Source organism: Mesorhizobium tamadayense, from assembly GCF_003863365.1.
In the GTDB taxonomy this organism is placed as follows: Bacteria; Pseudomonadota; Alphaproteobacteria; order Rhizobiales; family Rhizobiaceae; genus Mesorhizobium; species Mesorhizobium tamadayense.
The window spans coordinates 43683-59795 of sequence record NZ_RQXT01000023.1 but is presented as its reverse complement, the minus strand read 5'-3'; the positions used below and the strand labels follow the sequence as shown (position 1 = coordinate 59795).

The following is a 16113-nucleotide window of genomic DNA, read 5'->3' as shown; positions in this document are numbered from 1 at the left end:
AGGCTTGGCGGAAATCAAAGGAATTCTGTTCGACAAGGACGGCACGCTTGTCGACTTCAACGCAACATGGCTCGGCATTGCCGATTTCATGGCCATGGACGCCGCCGAAGGCGATCGCTGGAAGGCCGACCGGCTGCTTGCCGCGGCCGGCTTCGATTTCGTCAGCAAGCGCTTCAAGCCCGATTCGATCTTTGCCTCGGGCTCCAACATGGATGTCGTCGAGCTCTGGTTCCCGCGCCTGTCCGACGAGGACCAGATGCTGGCCGTCTCCCGCTTCAACGAGATCACCTCGGTTCAGGGCTCAGCTATGGCTGTCGCGCTGCCTGGTATCGTCGAATCGCTGCGGGCGCTGCACAAGCGAGCCTTCCGGCTGGGCGTCGCCACCAACGATTCCACAAGCGGCGCCGAAAAGACGCTCGTCACGCTCGGTGTCGCGCAGCTCTTCGACGCCGCCTTTGGCTATGATGCGGTGGCGAACCCGAAGCCGGCGCCCGATACCGTCGTCGCGTTTTGCGACTTGACCGGGCTGAAGCCCGGCGAGATCGCCATGGTCGGCGACAACCGCCACGACCTCGAAATGGCGCGCGCCGGCGGCTGCGGGCTGGCGATCGGCGTGCTTTCCGGCACGGGCACGCGCGACTCGCTGTCGCCGATGGCCGATGTCATTCTGGACTCGGTCGCCGACCTGCCGGATTTCCTGTCGGCGCGGGTGAGCGTGCCGGCGGGCTAATCAGCACCCGCCGCGACGAACGCAAAGACCCCGCTCGGCTTCAGCGCTCCGCCGCCGTTTCCGCCGACATCCGGCACCTCATATTCGCCGAGCAGGCGAAGCCGCGGCCTGGGCAGCCAGGCGCGGCCAGGGTCGCCGACCAGCACCTCGATGCCGGCGGCGAGGCACCGGTCGAGGAATGGGACGACCCGCCGCGCCACTGCCCGCCCGTAGAAGACATCGCCGGCGAGCACCAGATCGACCGCCGGCGGCGGACCGGCGGTGATGTCCTCATCGATTACGGCGATGGCGACGCCGTTGGCTGCCGCGTTGAGGCCGAGCGCGACGATGCCGTTGCGGTCGATTTCCGCTGCGATCACCTCGCTCGCTCCGGCCTTTGCCGCAGCGATGCCGACAAGGCCGGAGCCGGCGCCAAGGTCGAGCACGCGGCGACCGGCAACGGTCGAGGGCTGGTCGACAAGGTAGCGCGCCAGCACGGCGCCGCCCGCCCAGGCATAGGCCCAGTAGGGCGGCTGCGGCTCGACCGCGCGTTCATGCCTGCCGTCGTCCGGTTCCAGCAGCCGACTCAGCCCGCTTCCGGGATGGGCTGCGTAAAGGCGGATTTCAGGCAGCGACGGCACCGGCAAAAGCCGCATGTTAGCCTTGATGAATTCCGCGGGATCGAGGCCGCCGCGACGCTCTGGCGTCAGACCGGCAACATTTTCGCTCAAGTCTACTCCCGCAATGCGCGCCGCAGGATCTTGCCGACCGGCGTCTTCGGCAATTCGGTGCGGAATTCGATGTATCTCGGCCGTTTGTAGCCGGTCAGGTTCTCGCGGCAATAGGTGGTCAGCGCCTCGGCGGTGAGCGCCGGATCCTTCTTCACCACGAACAGCTTCGGCACCTCGCCGGAATGCTCGTCCGGCACGCCGATCGCCGCTACTTCGAGCACACCTGGGTGCTGCGCCACGACCTCTTCCAGCTCGTTCGGATAGACGTTGAAGCCGGAGACCAGGATCATGTCCTTCTTGCGGTCGACGATCTTGGTGTAGCCGCGTTCGTCCATGAAGCCCACGTCGCCCGACTTGAAGAACCCGTCCTTGGTCATCACCTTGGCGGTCTCGTCCGGTCGGTTCCAGTAGCCGGCCATCACCTGCGGCCCGCGGATGCAGATCTCGCCGACTTCGCCGAGCGGCACGTTGTTGCCGTCGTCGTCACGGATGGCGATCTCTGTCGAAGGCAGCGGCAGCCCGATCGTGCCGGTGAAATCGCTGGAACTGAACTTGTTGGCGGTCGCCACCGGCGAGGTTTCCGATAGCCCGTAACCCTCGCTCACCGGACAGCCGGTGAGCGCCCTCCAGCGCTCGGCCACGCCTCTCTGCACCGCCATGCCGCCGCCAAGCGTCAGGATCAGCGGCTTGAAGTCGAGCTTGCGGAAATCCTCATTGTTGAGCAGCGCGTTGAACAGCGTGTTGAGGCCGGGGAAGATGTGGGCCGGATATTTTTGCAGCTCCTTGACGAAGCCCGGAATGTCGCGCGGGTTCGGGATGAGCACGTTCTGGGCGCCTTGCTGCATGCCCATCAGCGCGTTCACAGTCAGCGCGAAGATATGGTAGAGCGGCAGCGCGCAGACAAAGTTGAGATGCGCGGGCTTCGGCTTGACCGTGTAGGCGTCCTCAACCCAGAGCGAATTTTGCGCCACATTGGACAAGACGTTGCGGTGCAGCAGCGTCGCCCCCTTCGAGACGCCGGTCGTGCCGCCGGTATATTGCAGGAAGGCGATGTCGTCGCCCGAGACCGCGGCCGGCCTGAAGGCGAGGCCTGAGCCGGCCTTCAGCGCGGCGTTGAATTTGACATGGCCGGGCAGCGACCAGGCGGGCACCATCTTCTTCACCCGCCGCACGACGAGATTGACGATCGTGCCTTTCAGCCCGCCAAGCATGTCGCCCATCGCCGCCACCACCACATGCTTGACCTGCGTCCTGGCGATCACCGCCTGCAGCGTGTTGGCGAAGTTCTCCAGAATGACGATGGCCTGCGCGCCGGAATCCTTGAGCTGATGCTCCAGCTCGCGCGGCGTGTAGAGCGGGTTGACGTTCACCACCGTGAAGCCGGCGCGCAAGATAGCCATCATCGCTACCGGATATTGCAGCACGTTCGGCATCATCAGCGCCACGCGCGCGCCCCTCTCCAAGCCTTTCGACTGCAGATAGGCGCCGAAGGCGGCCGAAAGCCGATCGAGCTCGGCGTAAGAGATGGACTTGCCCATGCAGACAAAGGCGGGCCGGCCGCCGAACTGCTTGCAGGCGCCGACGAGGAAGTCGCCGATGGAGTTATAAGGCAGCGGACCGATCTCGGCCGGCATGTTCTTCGGATAGGTTTTGAGCCACGGCTTGTCCGGCAGCCCGGCCGCGAGCTCGGTGATCGCCTTCGGCAGCCGCTTGGCAGGTGCCGGCGCCGGCTTTGTGGCCGCAGGCTTGTCGGCCTTTGCGGTTGTAGCCTTGGCGGCGGATTTGGGGCTCGTCTTTTTTGGAGCGGCAGCGGGCTTCACAGCGGCCTTCTGCTTTGAGGTGGCCTTTGCGGGGGAAGACGCAGGTGAAGCGGCCTTGGCAGGTGAGGCGGTCTCGGAAGGCAAAGCCTTGGGGGCGTCCGCATTGCCGGTCGCGGCCTTGGCTTTTGTCTTCCCCGGGGGCGTCGTCTTTGCTGCTTTTGCCACCAAATCCCTCCCTGGTGCCTCGTCTTACTGCCTCGCGCCGCGTTCGCTTCCGATACCGAAAGCGTCCTCCGCTGCCGCCGATCGCGGATTCCAAAGAAATCCGGCATAACGCCTATGTATTGCCTCTATCAGCGGCGGTGCAAGTCTTGCCCCAGCGGCAGCGGCGGAAAGATTTGCCGCCGAAATCGGTTCGTCCGCCCGCTCCTCAAAGCGCGCGCCGACGAGGATCGGGATGCAAGCAGGGGCTCCTCGCTCTGATTTCGGCAGACGGCCAATCAATAAAAAAATGCGGTCGTTAATAATATCGTGAGCGAAAAATTCTGCTCATTTTTTCCGCTATTTGAGGAAAATACGGATTCTTTTCCTGCTTACCGTGGGGTACGCAAACGGGGTGTTCCAAAGCCCGAAAAACGGTGCTTATATGCGCGCTTCGCGAGCCTGATAGAGGGGCTTGGAAGAACATCAGGGAGTGCTCAATGAAAAAGACATTGACTTTTGCAGCCGCGTTGCTGGCTGCAAGCGTCCTCGGCGGGATGGCCAATGCAAAGACGCTTGTCTATTGCTCGGAAGCGTCGCCGGCCAATTTCGATCCGGGTACGACGACGGGCGGCAACGACTTCGACGCCTCGTCGCGCACGGTCTATTCGCGCCTGGTCGAATTCAAGCACGGCGGCACCGAGATCGAGCCCGGCCTCGCCGACAAATGGGAAATCTCCGACGACGGCCTGGTCTATACTTTCCACCTGCATCCGGGCGTGAAGTTCCAGACCACCGACTATTTCAAGCCGACCCGCGACCTCAATGCGGATGACGTCGTCTTCTCCTTCGACCGTCAGTTCAACAAGCAGAATCCGTGGAACGGCGAGAAGTATCTGCCGAACCTGACCTGGGACTACTACACCGGCATGGACATGCCGAAATACGTCGCCAAGTGGGAAAAGGTCGACGACCTTACCGTCAAGCTGACGCTGACCGAGCCGAACGCGCCGATGCTGGCCAATCTCGGCATGGACTTCGCCTCGATCGTCTCGAAGGAATATGCCGACCAGCTCGAGAAGGACGGCAAGATGGCCGACTTCTCGACCAAGCCGATCGGCACCGGCCCGTTCCAGTTCGTCGACTATCAGTTGGATTCGGTCATCCGCTATGCGGCGAACCCGGACTACTTCAAGGGCAAGGAGAAGATCGACGATCTGGTCTTCGCCATCACGCCCGACGCCACCGCCCGCATCCAGAAGGTGCTGGCCGGCGAATGCGATATCGCACCCTATCCGAACCCGGCCGACATCGCCACCATCAAGGCCAACAAGGACGTCACCCTACTCGACCAGGCCGGCCTCAACATCGGCTATATGAGCTACAACACGACGATCCCGCCGCTCGACAAGCCTGAGGTTCGTCATGCGCTCAACCAGGCGATCGACCGGGAATCGCTGATCAAGTCGTTGTTCCAGGACGCCGGCGCGACACCGGCCCAGAACCTGATCCCGCCGACCATGTGGTCGTGGAACAAGGACGTGAAGTTCGATTCCTACGATCCGGAAGCGGCCAAGAAAGTGCTGGCCGATGCCGGGCTGAAGGAAATCCAGCTCTGGGCGTCCGACCGCGTTCGCCCGTACAACCCGAACTTCCAGCGCGCGGCTGAGCTGATCCAGGCCGACTGGGCCAAGGTCGGCGTCAAGGCCGAGATCGTCAACTACGAATGGACGAAGTATCGCGAGGAAGGCAAGAAGAAGGAGCGTCCCGGCGCCTTCCAGATCGGCTGGACCGGCGACAACGGCGATCCGGACAACTTCTTCGCCACCCTCTTCGCCTGCTCCGCCATCGGCGTCTCGAACTACTCCAGCTGGTGCGACAAGGACTTCGAGGATCTGATCCAGAAGGCCAAGAAGACCAGCGACCAGGGCGAGCGCACCAAGCTCTATGAGCAGGCGCAGGAGATCTTCGCCAAGCAGGCGCCCGCCTTCCTGCTGGCCCACAGCCAGGTCTATGCGGTTGTCCGCAACAACGTCAGCGGCTTCATGATGGACCCGCTCGGCATTCATCGCTTCGACGGCGTTGACAAGGCCGAGTAAGATTTGCGAACGGGGCGGCGCTAATTAGCGCCGCCCCATTTCACAATGCTCAGATATCTCCTCAACAAAATCGCGCTTCTGGTCCCGACCCTGGTCGGCATCACCATCTGCGCCTTCGCTTTCGTCCGGCTGCTGCCCGGCGATCCGATCCTGGCCATGGCCGGCGAGCATGGCGTCACGCCCGCGCGCTACGAACAGCTCAAGGAGCAGTTCGGTTACAACCTGCCGATCTGGGAGCAGTATGCGCGCTATGTCGGCGAAGTCGCCACCGGCGACTTCGGCGTCTCGATTTCATCCAAGCGCCCGGTTCTCCAGGAGTTCAAGACGCTCTTCCCGGCGACGCTGGAGCTCTCCTTCTTCGCCATGATCTTCGCCATGGTGCTCGGCATCCCGGCGGGCATATTCGCGGCCGTCAAGCGCGGCTCGTGGTTCGACCAGTCGCTGATGGGCACCGCGCTTGTCGGCTATTCCATGCCGATCTTCTGGTGGGGCCTGCTGCTCATCATCTTCTTTTCCGGCTATCTCGGCTGGACGCCGGTTTCGGGCCGCATCGGCCTGCAATTCTTCCTGAGGCCGATCACCGGCTTCATGACCATTGACAGCATCCTCTACGGCAAGTGGGACGCGCTGCGCTCGGCGTTCAGCCATCTCGTCCTGCCCGCGATCGTGCTCGGCACCATTCCGCTGGCGGTGATCGCGCGACAGACGCGTTCGGCCATGCTCGAGGTGCTGGGCGAGGACTATGTCCGCACCGCGCGCGCCAAGGGCCTGTCATCGGCGCGTGTCATCGGTGTGCATGCCTTGCGCAATGCCCTGATCCCGGTGGTCACCACCATCGGCCTGCAGGTCGGCACGCTGCTTGCAGGCGCCATCCTCACCGAGACCATCTTCGCCTGGCCGGGCATCGGCAAGTGGATGGTCGATTCCATCTTCAAGCGCGACTATGTCGTCGTGCAGTCAGGTCTGCTTTTGATCGCGCTCATCGTCATGGCCGTGAACCTCATCGTCGACGTGCTCTATGCCGTCATCAACCCGCGCATCAGGGCGGCGTGATGAGCCAGTCGACCGAAATCGCCCCTATGGCCGCCGGCAGCCCGGATCGGCTGACCGGCTTCAAGACCTTCTGGCACTATTTCTCGGTGAATCACGGCGCCGTCATCGGCCTCGTCGTCTTCATCCTTTTGGTGCTGGCGGCACTCTTTGCCCCGCTGCTCGCGCCCTATGCGCCCGACATCCAGGACAAGACCGCGTTCCTCAGGCCACCGGCCTGGCAGACGGGCGGCAGCACCCAATATCTGCTTGGCACCGATGCGGTCGGCCGCGATATCCTTTCGCGCCTGCTCTATGGCGCGCGCTTCTCGCTGCTGATCGGCGCGGTCGTGGTCACGCTGGCTCTCACCGGCGGCATCACGCTCGGCCTGCTTGCCGGCTATTTCCGCGGCTGGGTCGACGTCGCGATCATGCGCATCATGGACCTGATCCTCGCTTTCCCGTCGCTGCTTTTGGCGCTGGTGCTGGTCACCATCCTTGGCCCCGGCCTTTTCAATGCGATGCTGGCGATTTCGCTGGTGCTGCAGCCGCATTTCGCCCGCCTGGTGCGCGCCGCCGTAATGGCCGAGAAGAGCCGCGAATATGTCGTGGCGGCGAAAGTTGCGGGTGCCGGGCATCTGCGTCTGATGCTTCGCACGATCCTGCCGAATTGCCTGGCGCCGCTGATCGTCCAGGGCACGCTGTCTTTCTCCAACGCCATCCTGGAAGCCGCCGCGCTCGGCTTCCTCGGCCTTGGCGCTCAGCCGCCGACGCCGGAATGGGGTACTATGCTCGCCTCGGCGCGCGAGTTCATCCTGCGCGCCTGGTGGGTGGTGACCTTCCCCGGCCTCGCCATCCTGATTACTGTGCTCGCCATCAACCTTATCGGCGATGGCCTGCGCGACGCGCTCGATCCGAAGCTCAGGAGGTCGTGATGGCGCTGCTCGACATCCACAATCTCGTCGTCGAGTTCCAGACCGCGTCAGGTCCGTTCCGCGCCGTCGACGGCGTCTCGCTCCATGTCGAGGAGCGCGAGGTGCTCGCCATCGTCGGCGAGTCCGGTTCCGGCAAGTCGGTGTCGATGCTGGCGGTGATGGGCCTCTTGCCCTGGACGGCGACCGTTACCGCCGACCGCATGACGTTCAACGGCCGCGATCTCCTCAAGATGAGTCCTGCCGAGCGCCGCAAGATCGTCGGCAAGGACATGTCGATGATCTTCCAGGAGCCGATGGCCAGCCTCAATCCCTGCTTCACCATCGGTTTCCAGATCGAAGAGGTGCTGCGCTTTCATATGGGCATGGACAAGGCCCAGCGCCGGGCGCGCGCCATCGAGCTTTTGAAGCAGGTCGGCATTCCCGAGCCCGAAGATCGGCTCAACTCCTTCCCGCACCAGATGTCGGGCGGCCAGTGCCAGCGCGTCATGATCGCGATCGCTATTGCCTGCAATCCGAAGCTTCTGATCGCCGACGAGCCGACCACAGCGCTCGACGTCACCATCCAGAAGCAGATCCTCGATCTCCTGGTGTCGCTGCAGGCCAAATACGGCATGGGCCTGATCATGATCACTCACAATATGGGCGTGGTGGCCGAGACCGCCGACCGCGTCATCGTCCAGTACAAGGGCCGCAAGATGGAAGAGGCCGACGTGCTGTCGCTGTTCGAGAGCCCGAAGAGCAATTACACGCGCGCGCTGCTGTCGGCGCTGCCGGAGAACGCCGTCGGCGACCGGCTGCCGACCGTTTCCGACATGATGTTCGAGCCGGCGCCCTCGGGAGCCGGCGCATGACCAAGGTCGTCGAAGGCAAGAACATCGTGCGCGACTACCATGTGGGCGGCGGCCTGTTCCGTCCCGCGCGCACGGTGCATGCGGTGAAGGGCGTCTCCTTCAGCGTCGACAAGGGCAAGACGCTGGCGATCGTCGGCGAGAGCGGCTGCGGCAAGTCAACGCTGGCCCGCATCATCACGCTGATCGATCCGGCGACGGCCGGCGAGCTGCTCATCGACGGCAACAAGGTCGACATCGCCAGGGACGGGCTGACCAAGGACATGCGCCGCAAGGTGCAGATCGTCTTCCAGAACCCGTATGGTTCCCTCAACCCGCGCCAGAAGATCGGCGACGTGCTCGGCGAGCCGCTGCTTATCAACACCGACAAGCCGGCCGAGGAACGTCGCGACCTGGCGATGAAGATGCTGAAGAAGGTCGGCCTCGGACCCGAGCATTATAACCGCTATCCGCACATGTTCTCCGGCGGCCAGCGCCAGCGCATCGCCATTGCCCGCGCGCTGATGCTGAACCCGAGCCTGCTTGTCTTGGACGAGCCGGTCTCGGCGCTCGACCTGTCGGTGCAGGCGCAGGTGCTCAACCTGCTCGCCGACCTGCAGGACGAGTTCCAACTAACCTATGTCTTCATCAGCCACGACCTGTCGGTGGTGCGCTACATCGCCGACGACGTGATGGTGATGTATTTCGGCGAGGCGGTCGAATACGGTCCGCGCGAAGAGGTCTTCTCCAACCCTCAGCACAGCTACACCAAGACGCTGTTCGCCGCGACGCCGCGCGCCGACGTTGCGAGCATCAAGGCGAGGCTGGCAAGGAAGGCCGCCTGACGTTTGCTTCGTCCTCGCGCGGAGCAAGAGCGGAGCTTCTGGGATAGGGCGATTAAGAAGGTGCTGTGGCGCCAGCATGTTGAAGGCTACGGCGCTCTGAAGTCACGGCAAGATGGCGCTGACCTCCCCTCGCGAAGAGATCAGATCACGACAGCTTCCCAATAATTGCCCGCAGCGCTTTGCCGAAGCGGTGCACTTCCTCGACCGTGTTGTAGTGCACCAGCGAGGCGCGGACCGCGCCGCTGTCCATCGAGAGGTTGAGCCGCTTCATCAGCCTTGGCGCATACATGTGTCCGTCGCGGATGCCGATCTGCATGGCGGCCATGTCCTCGACGATCTTCTGCGGCGACAGCTTGCCGATGTTGAAGCAGAAGGTCGGCACGCGCTCGTGGAGGCGCGCCTCGTCGGCGACGCCATAAATCGTCGCGCCACAATCCTTCAGCACGTTCAGCATCTCGCGCGCCAGCATCAGCTCGTAGTCGCGGATGGAGTTCATGCCGGCGACGATGTTGTCGCGGCGTGAGCGGTTGTTCTCAGGCAGGAAGTTGCGGCCGACCGATTCCAGATAGCGGACGGCGGCGTCCATGCCGGCGACGTTCTCGTAGATGAAGGTGCCGGCCTCGACCTTGTAGGGCGGCTCGTCCGGGATGAAGTCCTCGCGGAAGGTCGGCAGCCGCTTCAGCGTCTCGAAGCGACCCCACAGGAAGCCCATATGCGGCGAGAAATTCTTGTAGCCGGAGCAGACCAGATAGTCGCAGTCCCAGGCCTGCACGTCGATCAGCCCGTGCGGCCCGTAATGCACGCAATCGAGGAACACTTCCGCGCCAGCCGCATGCGCGACCTTGGCGACCGATGCGACGTCGACGATCGAGCCGATCGAATGCGCCGTCACCGTGCAGGCGACGAGCCGGGTGCGATCAGAGACAAGAGGCTTGAGGTCGTCGACATGCAGGTTGCCGTCCTCGCGCATGCGCCACCATTTGAACTTGGCGCCGGCCTGCTCCAGCGCCAGCCATGTGGCGATATTGGCGTCGTGGTCCATGTCGGTGACGACGATCTCGTCACGCCCTCCATCCAGGTTTTTGGCAAGCATCTGGCCGATGCCGAGGCTGACCAGGCGGATGAACGAGGTGGCGTTCATGCCGAAGCAGATTTCGGACGGGCTGTAGGCATTGATCAAAAGCGCCACGCTTTCGCGCGCGTTCGCGACCGACTGGTCGACGGTGACGCTGCGCCCATAGCGGCCGCCGCGCTGCACATTGTGTCCGACCAGATGGTTGGTCACCGCGTCGAGCACGCTTTGCGGGATCTGGGCGCCGGCGGCGTTGTCCATGAAGATGAAGTCGCGCGCCTGCTGAAGCGCCGGAAACATGGCGCGGATCTTCTCGACCGGGAACGAAGCGGCGCTCTCCTGCGCTTTCGAAACATGGTGCTGGTTCACGGACGTCTCCTTCGGGTCATCGATGTCGTTTCGAGGGGGGTCAGTGCGCGCCGGACTTGGCCTTGCCGCGCTCTTCGAGATAGCCGACCAGCCGCACCAGCGGCCACAGGAAGGCGAGATAGATGATCGCCGCGCCGATCAGCGGCGTCGGATTGGCCATCAGCGCCTGCGCGTCGGTCGCTTGCTTCAGAAGGTCGGGCATCGCCACCACCGAGGCGAGCGCGGTGTCCTTGAACACCGACACGCAGTTGCTGGTGAGCGGCGGAATGACTACGCGTATTGCCTGCGGCAGGACCACCTTGCGCATGGCGACCCAGAAGGGCAGGCCGAGTGCCGCGGCCGCCTCGAACTGGCCCTTGGGGATATTCTGGATGCCGGCGCGGCAGACCTCCGCCGTGAAGGCGGCGAGCACCAACGACAGCGCCAGCGCTGCCGACACGAAGGATGACAGGCGGATACCGATGAAGGGCAGGGCGTAATAGATCAGGATCAGCACCACCAGGATCGGCAGCGCGCGGAACATATCGATATAGAGGATCGCCAGCCGCCTCAGCGGCTTCGGCGCGTAGAGCCGCACCAGGCAGATCGCCAGTCCGGCAATGGTGCCGAAGACGATCGCGGCGCAGCCGAGCAGGATGGTGTTGCCAAGCCCGCGGATGAGGATCGGGAAAGACCGGACCAGGATGCCCCAGTTGAAGAAGGTATCGATCAGTTCCATCGGCGCTCACCGTGAGACAAGGCCCGCCGAGTTTGGCGAAAACCCGAATGGTCGAAGCGAGAGCGCCAGCCGTTGCTGCCGCCCTCGTCGAAGATTGTGATTAGCCGGCCTATTGCGGGATCGGGCCGGGCGTCACCGTGCTGGTGCCGGCTTCCGGATCGACGCCGAACCACTTCTTGTGGATCGCGGCCATTGTGCCGTCCTTCTTCATCTCGCTGATGGCGTCGTTGACCTTTTCCAGCAGCGGATGGCCCTTCTTGGTCATCATCGCGAAGCGTTCGCCGGTCGGGATGCGCACCAGGATCTTCAATGCCGGCATCTGCTTGATGGCGAACAGGAAGCCTGCCAGCTCGCCGGCGCCGCCGTCGATACGGCCGTTCTGCACGTCGAGCAAAAGGTCCTGCTGGGCGTTGTAGCTCTTTGTCTCGGCGACGCCGAGCTTGGCGGCGTTTTCCTTCATGTAGGCCTCGCCGGTCGAGCCGGCGATGACGCCGATGGTCTTGCCCTTGAGGTCGTCGAGCGCCTTGATGGTTGAATCCGCCTTGCCGACGATCGTGCCGTCGCTGTCGTAATAGGCCTGCGTGAAGCCCTGGTTCTGCAGCCGCTCCTTGGTGATCGAGATGGACGAGACGGCGAAATCGATGCGGCCCGAAGCGGTCGCCGCGAACAGCGCCTGGAAGCCGAGGTCCTGGAATTCGACATCGGCGCCGATGCGCTTGGCGACATCGTTGGCGACGTCGATCTCAAAGCCTTCGAAGCCGCCGGAATCGGTCTTGTATTCCCATGGCGGGTTGGCCGGATAGGCGCCCACCATGATCTTGTCGGCAAAGGCCGGCGCCGCGAAGGCGACGCCCGCGGCGATGATCACCCCAATCAGTCCTAGACGTTTCAACATCTTGCTTCCCTCTGGTTCGGTTCCTCTTCCGCCCCTTCTGGCGCCCAGCTCCCGGGCGCCGCAGGCGAGGCGGTGCCTGCAATTAGGAGGCGCGGCGCTGCCGCGAACCGATATGCTCCCTGAGCCGCGCGATCAGCGCATCGACCGCAGCTTCCGTGGTGACCATGCCCGGCGACAGCCGCAGCGTGGTGCCGCGCGCATCGCAATAAAGCCGCTCCTTGCGCAATGCGGCGATGATCTTCGCCGGCTCGGCGCCATGCGGCAGGCCGAGCATGACGCTGCCGCCGCGCTCTTTTGCGTCGAGGGGCGAACGGACCGCCCAGCCATTGTCCAGCGCGGCGCTGATGATGCGCTCGACGAGCACGGCATTCTGAGCGCGGATGGCGTCGATGCCGGTGTTCTCCACCCATTCCAGCCCGGGTAGCGAGGCGACGCTTGCTAGGATCGCCGGCGTGCCGTGATCGAAGCGGCGCGCATCGTCGGCATAGGTGAAGGCGTCGAGATCCCAGGAGAACGGGTTCGGCTGGCTGAACCAGCCGCGCAACTCCGGCCGGCAGGCCGCCAGAAGCTCGGGCGCGACCTGCAGGATGCCGGCGCCGGACGAACCGCACAGCCATTTGAGCGAAGTCGAGACGACGAAATCGACCGGTGTCGCGGCAACGGAAAACGGCGCCACGCCAATGCCCTGCGTGACGTCGACGCCGACGACGCTGCCCATGGCGCGGCCATGCGCGGCGAGCCGCTCGACGTCGCCGCGATGCGAGGCCGTCGAGGTGACGAAGGTCAGCAGCGCAACCCCGACGTCTGATTGCCAGCGGGCAATGAAATCCTCGTCGCGCACCCAGCTTTCGCCCGGCCGCAGCGGCACGGTGTCGAGCGTGAAGCCGAAACGCTCGGCCAATCCCGCGAGCAGGAAATGCAGGCTCGGAAAACAGTCGCCGGCAACCAGCAGCCGCTTTCCTGCCAGGCGCTCGGCCGGCAGGCCGCCGATCAGGCTGTAGAGGGCGGCAGTGACATTCTCGGCCGTGGTGAGCGTGCCTTGCGGCGTCGCGATCAACCGCGTCCAGGCATCGATGAAGCGTTGCCGCGCGGCCAGCGCGGCCGGCCACTGGCCGTCATCCTCGGCCGACCAGATGCCGGAAAACTCCGTCAGCGCGGCGGCCATCCGCTCGGCCTTGCCGGGGAACGTGCCGATCGAATGGTAGAGAAAATACCCGGACATCGTCTGTCTCTCGCTTGTGATCATGTGATCACAAAACCGGACAGGGATCAATCGCCGCGGCTGAAGAAATGCGGTCCGGCACGTCAAAATACGGCTGTTCTTTCCGTCCAGGGAGCTTGCGACGTCAGCGGTCGCCTGTCTCAGGACGGTTTGCCGAAGGCGGCGAAATCGACTGGCCTGGGCTCCGGCACGTCCGGGCAGATCGTGCGCAAAGTCTCTTGCGTCGCGGTGATGTCGGCCACCACCTCGTCGCGGGCGCGCGCGAAATCCTTGTCCTTGAGCGCCGCGATGATCGCGACGTGCCGGCCCGAGGGCTCCATGGTGCCGGCGCGCATCAGCGGCGCGACATGGTTGGACAACAGCCGCATGTAAGGGCCGAAGCGCAGCCACAGCGTCTCGATCAGCTGGAACAGCACGTCGGAGCCGGAGGCGCGATAGATGGTGAAATGGAACTGCTGGTTCTTGGCGATGAGCTCGTAGATGCTGCCATCGCGGCCGATCGCCTGCTGGTCATCGGTGACCCTCTGCAAGGTGGCGATGTCGGCAGCGGTCAGGCGCGGTCCGCCGAGCTCGGCGGCCAGCCCCTCGACAGCGAGGCGGGCCCGGCAAAGGTCGTCGAGCCGCGCCCGCGTCACCACCGGCACGCAGGCCGAGCCGTTCTGCGATATCTCCAGCGCTTTCTCCGCCGCCAGCCGCCGCAAGGCTTCGCGTACCGGCATGTTCGAGGTGCCGAACGCCTCCGCAAGCGAGGCGATTGTCAGCACCTGCCCGGGATCGAAGCTGCCGACCATCAGCGCATGGCGAAGCTGCTGGTAGACGCCATCCTGAACGGTGACGCGTCCCGATACCGGTTCGAAGCCCAGAGCCACGGTTTTGCTTTCCTTGGATGCCGACAAAAGCTATGTGCCGAGACATGTAAAACACGCCCGCCAAAGCAGTTGTGATCATCTGATCACAAATTGTGGCAAGAGCCAAGCGGGTCGTGCACGGCCCGCCGGATTGACCAGCGCCGACGTTGCCCGGGTAGACCCTCACTCCGGAATCACCGCTATCGCCTGGATCTCCACCTTGGCGCGGTCCTCGACCAGCGCCATCACCTGCATCGCGGCCATGGCCGGAAAATGCCGGCCGATGACGGCGCGGTAGGCCTCGCCGATCCCCTTGAGGTTGGCGATATATTCGGCCTTGTCGGTAAAATACCAGGTCATCGAGGTGATATGCTGCGGCTCGCCGCCGGCCTCCGCCAGCACGGCGACGATGTTGGCGAGCGTCTGCCGCACCTGGCCGACGAAGTCGTCGGTCTCGAACCGACACTCGGCGTTCCAGCCGACCTGGCCGCCGACGAACACCAGCCGTCCGCGCGCCGCCACGCCATTGGCATAGCCGACCGGTTTGGACCAGCCCTCCGGCTGCAGGATCGTGTGCATGTCTAGCCTCCCCCTAATTCAAATACGGTTCGCAAGGCATGGTCTTATGCCGCTCCCATCACCTGCCTGGCGATCACCACCTTCTGCACGTCCGACGCTCCCTCGTAGATACGCAGCGCCCGGATCTCGCGATAGAGGCTTTCCACGATATGCCCCTTGCGCACGCCGTCGCCGCCATGCAGTTGCACCGCCTTGTCGATCACCTCTTGCGCGCGGTCGGTGGCGAAGAGCTTGGCCATCGCCGCCTCGCGCGTCACCCGCGCGGCGCCCATGTCCTTGGTCCAGGCGGCGCGATAGATGAGAAGTGCTGCGGCGTCGATATCGAGCGCCATGTCGGCGATGTGGCCCTGCACCATCTGCAGCTCGGCCATCGGCGCGCCGAACAGTTTTCGTTCGGCCGCGCGTCTTACGCTCTCGTCCAGCGCGCGCCGTGCAAAGCCGAGGGCTGCCGCGCCGACCGTCGAGCGGAACACGTCGAGCACCGACATGGCGATGCGAAAACCGCCGCCGGGCTTGCCGATCAGGGCGGACGCGGGAACGCGGACGTTGTCGAACGACAGCCGCGCCAGCGGATGCGGAGCGATCACTTCCAGCCGTTCGGCAATGTCGAGACCCTTGGCGTCGGCGGGCGCGATGAAAGCCGAAATCCCCTTGGCACCTGGCGCCTCGCCGGTGCGGGCGAAGACCACATAGAGATCGGCGATGCCGCCATTGGAGATCCAGGTCTTCTCGCCCGAAAGCACGTAGAAGTCGCCGTCACAGACAGCCGCCATCTCCATGTTGGCGACGTCTGATCCGGACCGCGGCTCCGAAAGTGCAAAGGCTGAGATCGCCTGACCCGCCCGCGTCTTTTCCAGCCAGTGCTGCTGGTCCGGCGTGCCAAAGAGCGAGATCGCGCCGGTGCCGAGGCCCTGCATGGCGAAGGCGAAGTCGGCGAGCCCGTCGTGGCGGGCGAGCGTCTCGCGCGTGATGCAGAGCGTGCGCACATCGAGCGGTCCCGAACGGGCTGGATCAAGCGCCGTCGGCTTCAGCCAGCCGTCGCGGCCAAGCTTCGCCACCAGCGCGCGGCAGGCTGCGTCGACGTCATGATGATCGACCGGCAGGTTCTTCGCGCACCAGGCGTCGAGTTGTTCGGCGAGCGCGCGGTGGCGGTCTTCGAAGAAGGGCCAGTTGAGGAAGGAGCGGTCAGGCATGTTTGCCTCCGCTACTCTCCAAAGCCTCCGCTCTACGGCGCCCCCCTCTGTCCTGCCGGACATCTCCCCCTCTAGGGGGGA

At 64.3% G+C, this 16113-nt stretch carries 15 protein-coding genes; 6 read left to right on the top strand and 9 right to left on the bottom strand.

Going from position 1 to position 16113, the window contains the following annotated elements; genetic code table 11:
* Positions 1-4: 4 nt before the first annotated feature.
* Positions 5-730, top strand: coding sequence for an HAD family hydrolase (locus EH240_RS19065; protein WP_125001228.1), 726 nt, complete (start codon positions 5-7; stop codon positions 728-730).
* On the opposite strand, the gene EH240_RS19060 is transcribed toward EH240_RS19065, so the two are convergent.
* A complete protein-coding gene (locus tag EH240_RS19060; RefSeq protein ID WP_125001320.1) occupies positions 727-1365 on the bottom strand; it encodes a class I SAM-dependent methyltransferase in 639 nt (212 codons plus the stop codon). The genes EH240_RS19065 and EH240_RS19060 overlap by 4 nt on opposite strands.
* Positions 1366-1442: 77 nt before the next feature.
* Positions 1443-3425 (bottom strand): long-chain fatty acid--CoA ligase, encoded by a 1983-nt coding sequence (locus EH240_RS19055; protein ID WP_125001225.1) that lies wholly within the window; start codon positions 3423-3425, stop codon positions 1443-1445.
* A gap of 476 nt (positions 3426-3901) precedes the next feature.
* Here EH240_RS19055 and EH240_RS19050 point away from each other — a divergent pair, with 476 nt between their 5' ends.
* From EH240_RS19050 to EH240_RS19030, 5 genes are read left to right on the top strand one after another with little or no spacing between them, the layout of a single operon-like run.
* Entirely contained in the window at positions 3902-5500 is a 1599-nt protein-coding gene (locus tag EH240_RS19050; RefSeq protein ID WP_125001222.1) for an ABC transporter substrate-binding protein, read from the top strand.
* A gap of 45 nt (positions 5501-5545) precedes the next feature.
* Positions 5546-6553, top strand: a complete 1008-nt coding sequence (locus tag EH240_RS19045; RefSeq protein WP_125001220.1) for an ABC transporter permease subunit — start codon at positions 5546-5548, stop codon at positions 6551-6553.
* Between the two features lie 26 nt (positions 6554-6579).
* Entirely contained in the window at positions 6580-7464 is an 885-nt protein-coding gene (locus tag EH240_RS19040; RefSeq protein ID WP_245436186.1) for an ABC transporter permease subunit, read from the top strand.
* Entirely contained in the window at positions 7464-8315 is an 852-nt protein-coding gene (locus tag EH240_RS19035; protein ID WP_125001214.1) for an ABC transporter ATP-binding protein, read from the top strand. The genes EH240_RS19040 and EH240_RS19035 overlap by 1 nt, the downstream gene beginning before the upstream one ends.
* Entirely contained in the window at positions 8312-9136 is an 825-nt protein-coding gene (locus EH240_RS19030; protein ID WP_125001211.1) for a dipeptide ABC transporter ATP-binding protein, read from the top strand. The genes EH240_RS19035 and EH240_RS19030 overlap by 4 nt, the downstream gene beginning before the upstream one ends.
* Positions 9137-9281: 145 nt before the next feature.
* Here EH240_RS19030 and EH240_RS19025 read toward each other — a convergent pair whose 3' ends face one another.
* The 7 genes from EH240_RS19025 to EH240_RS18995 all read right to left on the bottom strand — a co-directional run bounded on the left by EH240_RS19025 (position 9282) and on the right by EH240_RS18995 (position 16032).
* A complete protein-coding gene (locus EH240_RS19025; RefSeq protein ID WP_125001208.1) occupies positions 9282-10577 on the bottom strand; it encodes a cysteine desulfurase-like protein in 1296 nt (431 codons plus the stop codon).
* Between the two features lie 40 nt (positions 10578-10617).
* Positions 10618-11295 (bottom strand): amino acid ABC transporter permease, encoded by a 678-nt coding sequence (locus EH240_RS19020; protein WP_125001206.1) that lies wholly within the window; start codon positions 11293-11295, stop codon positions 10618-10620.
* A 109-nt stretch (positions 11296-11404) separates the two neighbouring features.
* Positions 11405-12190 (bottom strand): ABC transporter substrate-binding protein, encoded by a 786-nt coding sequence (locus tag EH240_RS19015; RefSeq protein ID WP_125001203.1) that lies wholly within the window; start codon positions 12188-12190, stop codon positions 11405-11407.
* An 82-nt stretch (positions 12191-12272) separates the two neighbouring features.
* Positions 12273-13412: an aminotransferase class V-fold PLP-dependent enzyme gene (locus EH240_RS19010; RefSeq protein WP_125001200.1), complete on the bottom strand. Its 1140-nt coding sequence runs from the start codon at positions 13410-13412 to the stop codon at positions 12273-12275.
* A 140-nt stretch (positions 13413-13552) separates the two neighbouring features.
* Positions 13553-14281: a GntR family transcriptional regulator gene (locus EH240_RS19005; protein WP_125001197.1), complete on the bottom strand. Its 729-nt coding sequence runs from the start codon at positions 14279-14281 to the stop codon at positions 13553-13555.
* Between the two features lie 162 nt (positions 14282-14443).
* Positions 14444-14839, bottom strand: coding sequence for a RidA family protein (locus EH240_RS19000; RefSeq protein WP_125001194.1), 396 nt, complete (start codon positions 14837-14839; stop codon positions 14444-14446).
* Positions 14840-14883: 44 nt separating this feature from the next.
* Positions 14884-16032: an acyl-CoA dehydrogenase family protein gene (locus EH240_RS18995; protein ID WP_125001191.1), complete on the bottom strand. Its 1149-nt coding sequence runs from the start codon at positions 16030-16032 to the stop codon at positions 14884-14886.
* Between the last annotated feature and the right edge of the window lie 81 nt (positions 16033-16113).

What these genes read in the sequence shown, in the direction of transcription:
- EH240_RS19060 (WP_125001320.1), bottom strand. Translation starts at nt 1,365, where the DNA reads ATGCGGCTTTTGCCGGTGCCGTCGCTGCCTGAAATCCGCCTTTACGCA.
- EH240_RS19050 (WP_125001222.1), top strand. Translation starts at nt 3,902, where the DNA reads ATGAAAAAGACATTGACTTTTGCAGCCGCGTTGCTGGCTGCAAGCGTC.
- EH240_RS19045 (WP_125001220.1), top strand. Translation starts at nt 5,546, where the DNA reads ATGCTCAGATATCTCCTCAACAAAATCGCGCTTCTGGTCCCGACCCTG.
- EH240_RS19040 (WP_245436186.1), top strand. Translation starts at nt 6,580, where the DNA reads ATGGCCGCCGGCAGCCCGGATCGGCTGACCGGCTTCAAGACCTTCTGG.
- EH240_RS19035 (WP_125001214.1), top strand. Translation starts at nt 7,464, where the DNA reads ATGGCGCTGCTCGACATCCACAATCTCGTCGTCGAGTTCCAGACCGCG.
- EH240_RS19030 (WP_125001211.1), top strand. Translation starts at nt 8,312, where the DNA reads ATGACCAAGGTCGTCGAAGGCAAGAACATCGTGCGCGACTACCATGTG.
- EH240_RS19020 (WP_125001206.1), bottom strand. Translation starts at nt 11,295, where the DNA reads ATGGAACTGATCGATACCTTCTTCAACTGGGGCATCCTGGTCCGGTCT.
- EH240_RS19015 (WP_125001203.1), bottom strand. Translation starts at nt 12,190, where the DNA reads ATGTTGAAACGTCTAGGACTGATTGGGGTGATCATCGCCGCGGGCGTC.
- EH240_RS19010 (WP_125001200.1), bottom strand. Translation starts at nt 13,412, where the DNA reads ATGTCCGGGTATTTTCTCTACCATTCGATCGGCACGTTCCCCGGCAAG.
- EH240_RS19000 (WP_125001194.1), bottom strand. Translation starts at nt 14,839, where the DNA reads ATGCACACGATCCTGCAGCCGGAGGGCTGGTCCAAACCGGTCGGCTAT.
- EH240_RS18995 (WP_125001191.1), bottom strand. Translation starts at nt 16,032, where the DNA reads ATGCCTGACCGCTCCTTCCTCAACTGGCCCTTCTTCGAAGACCGCCAC.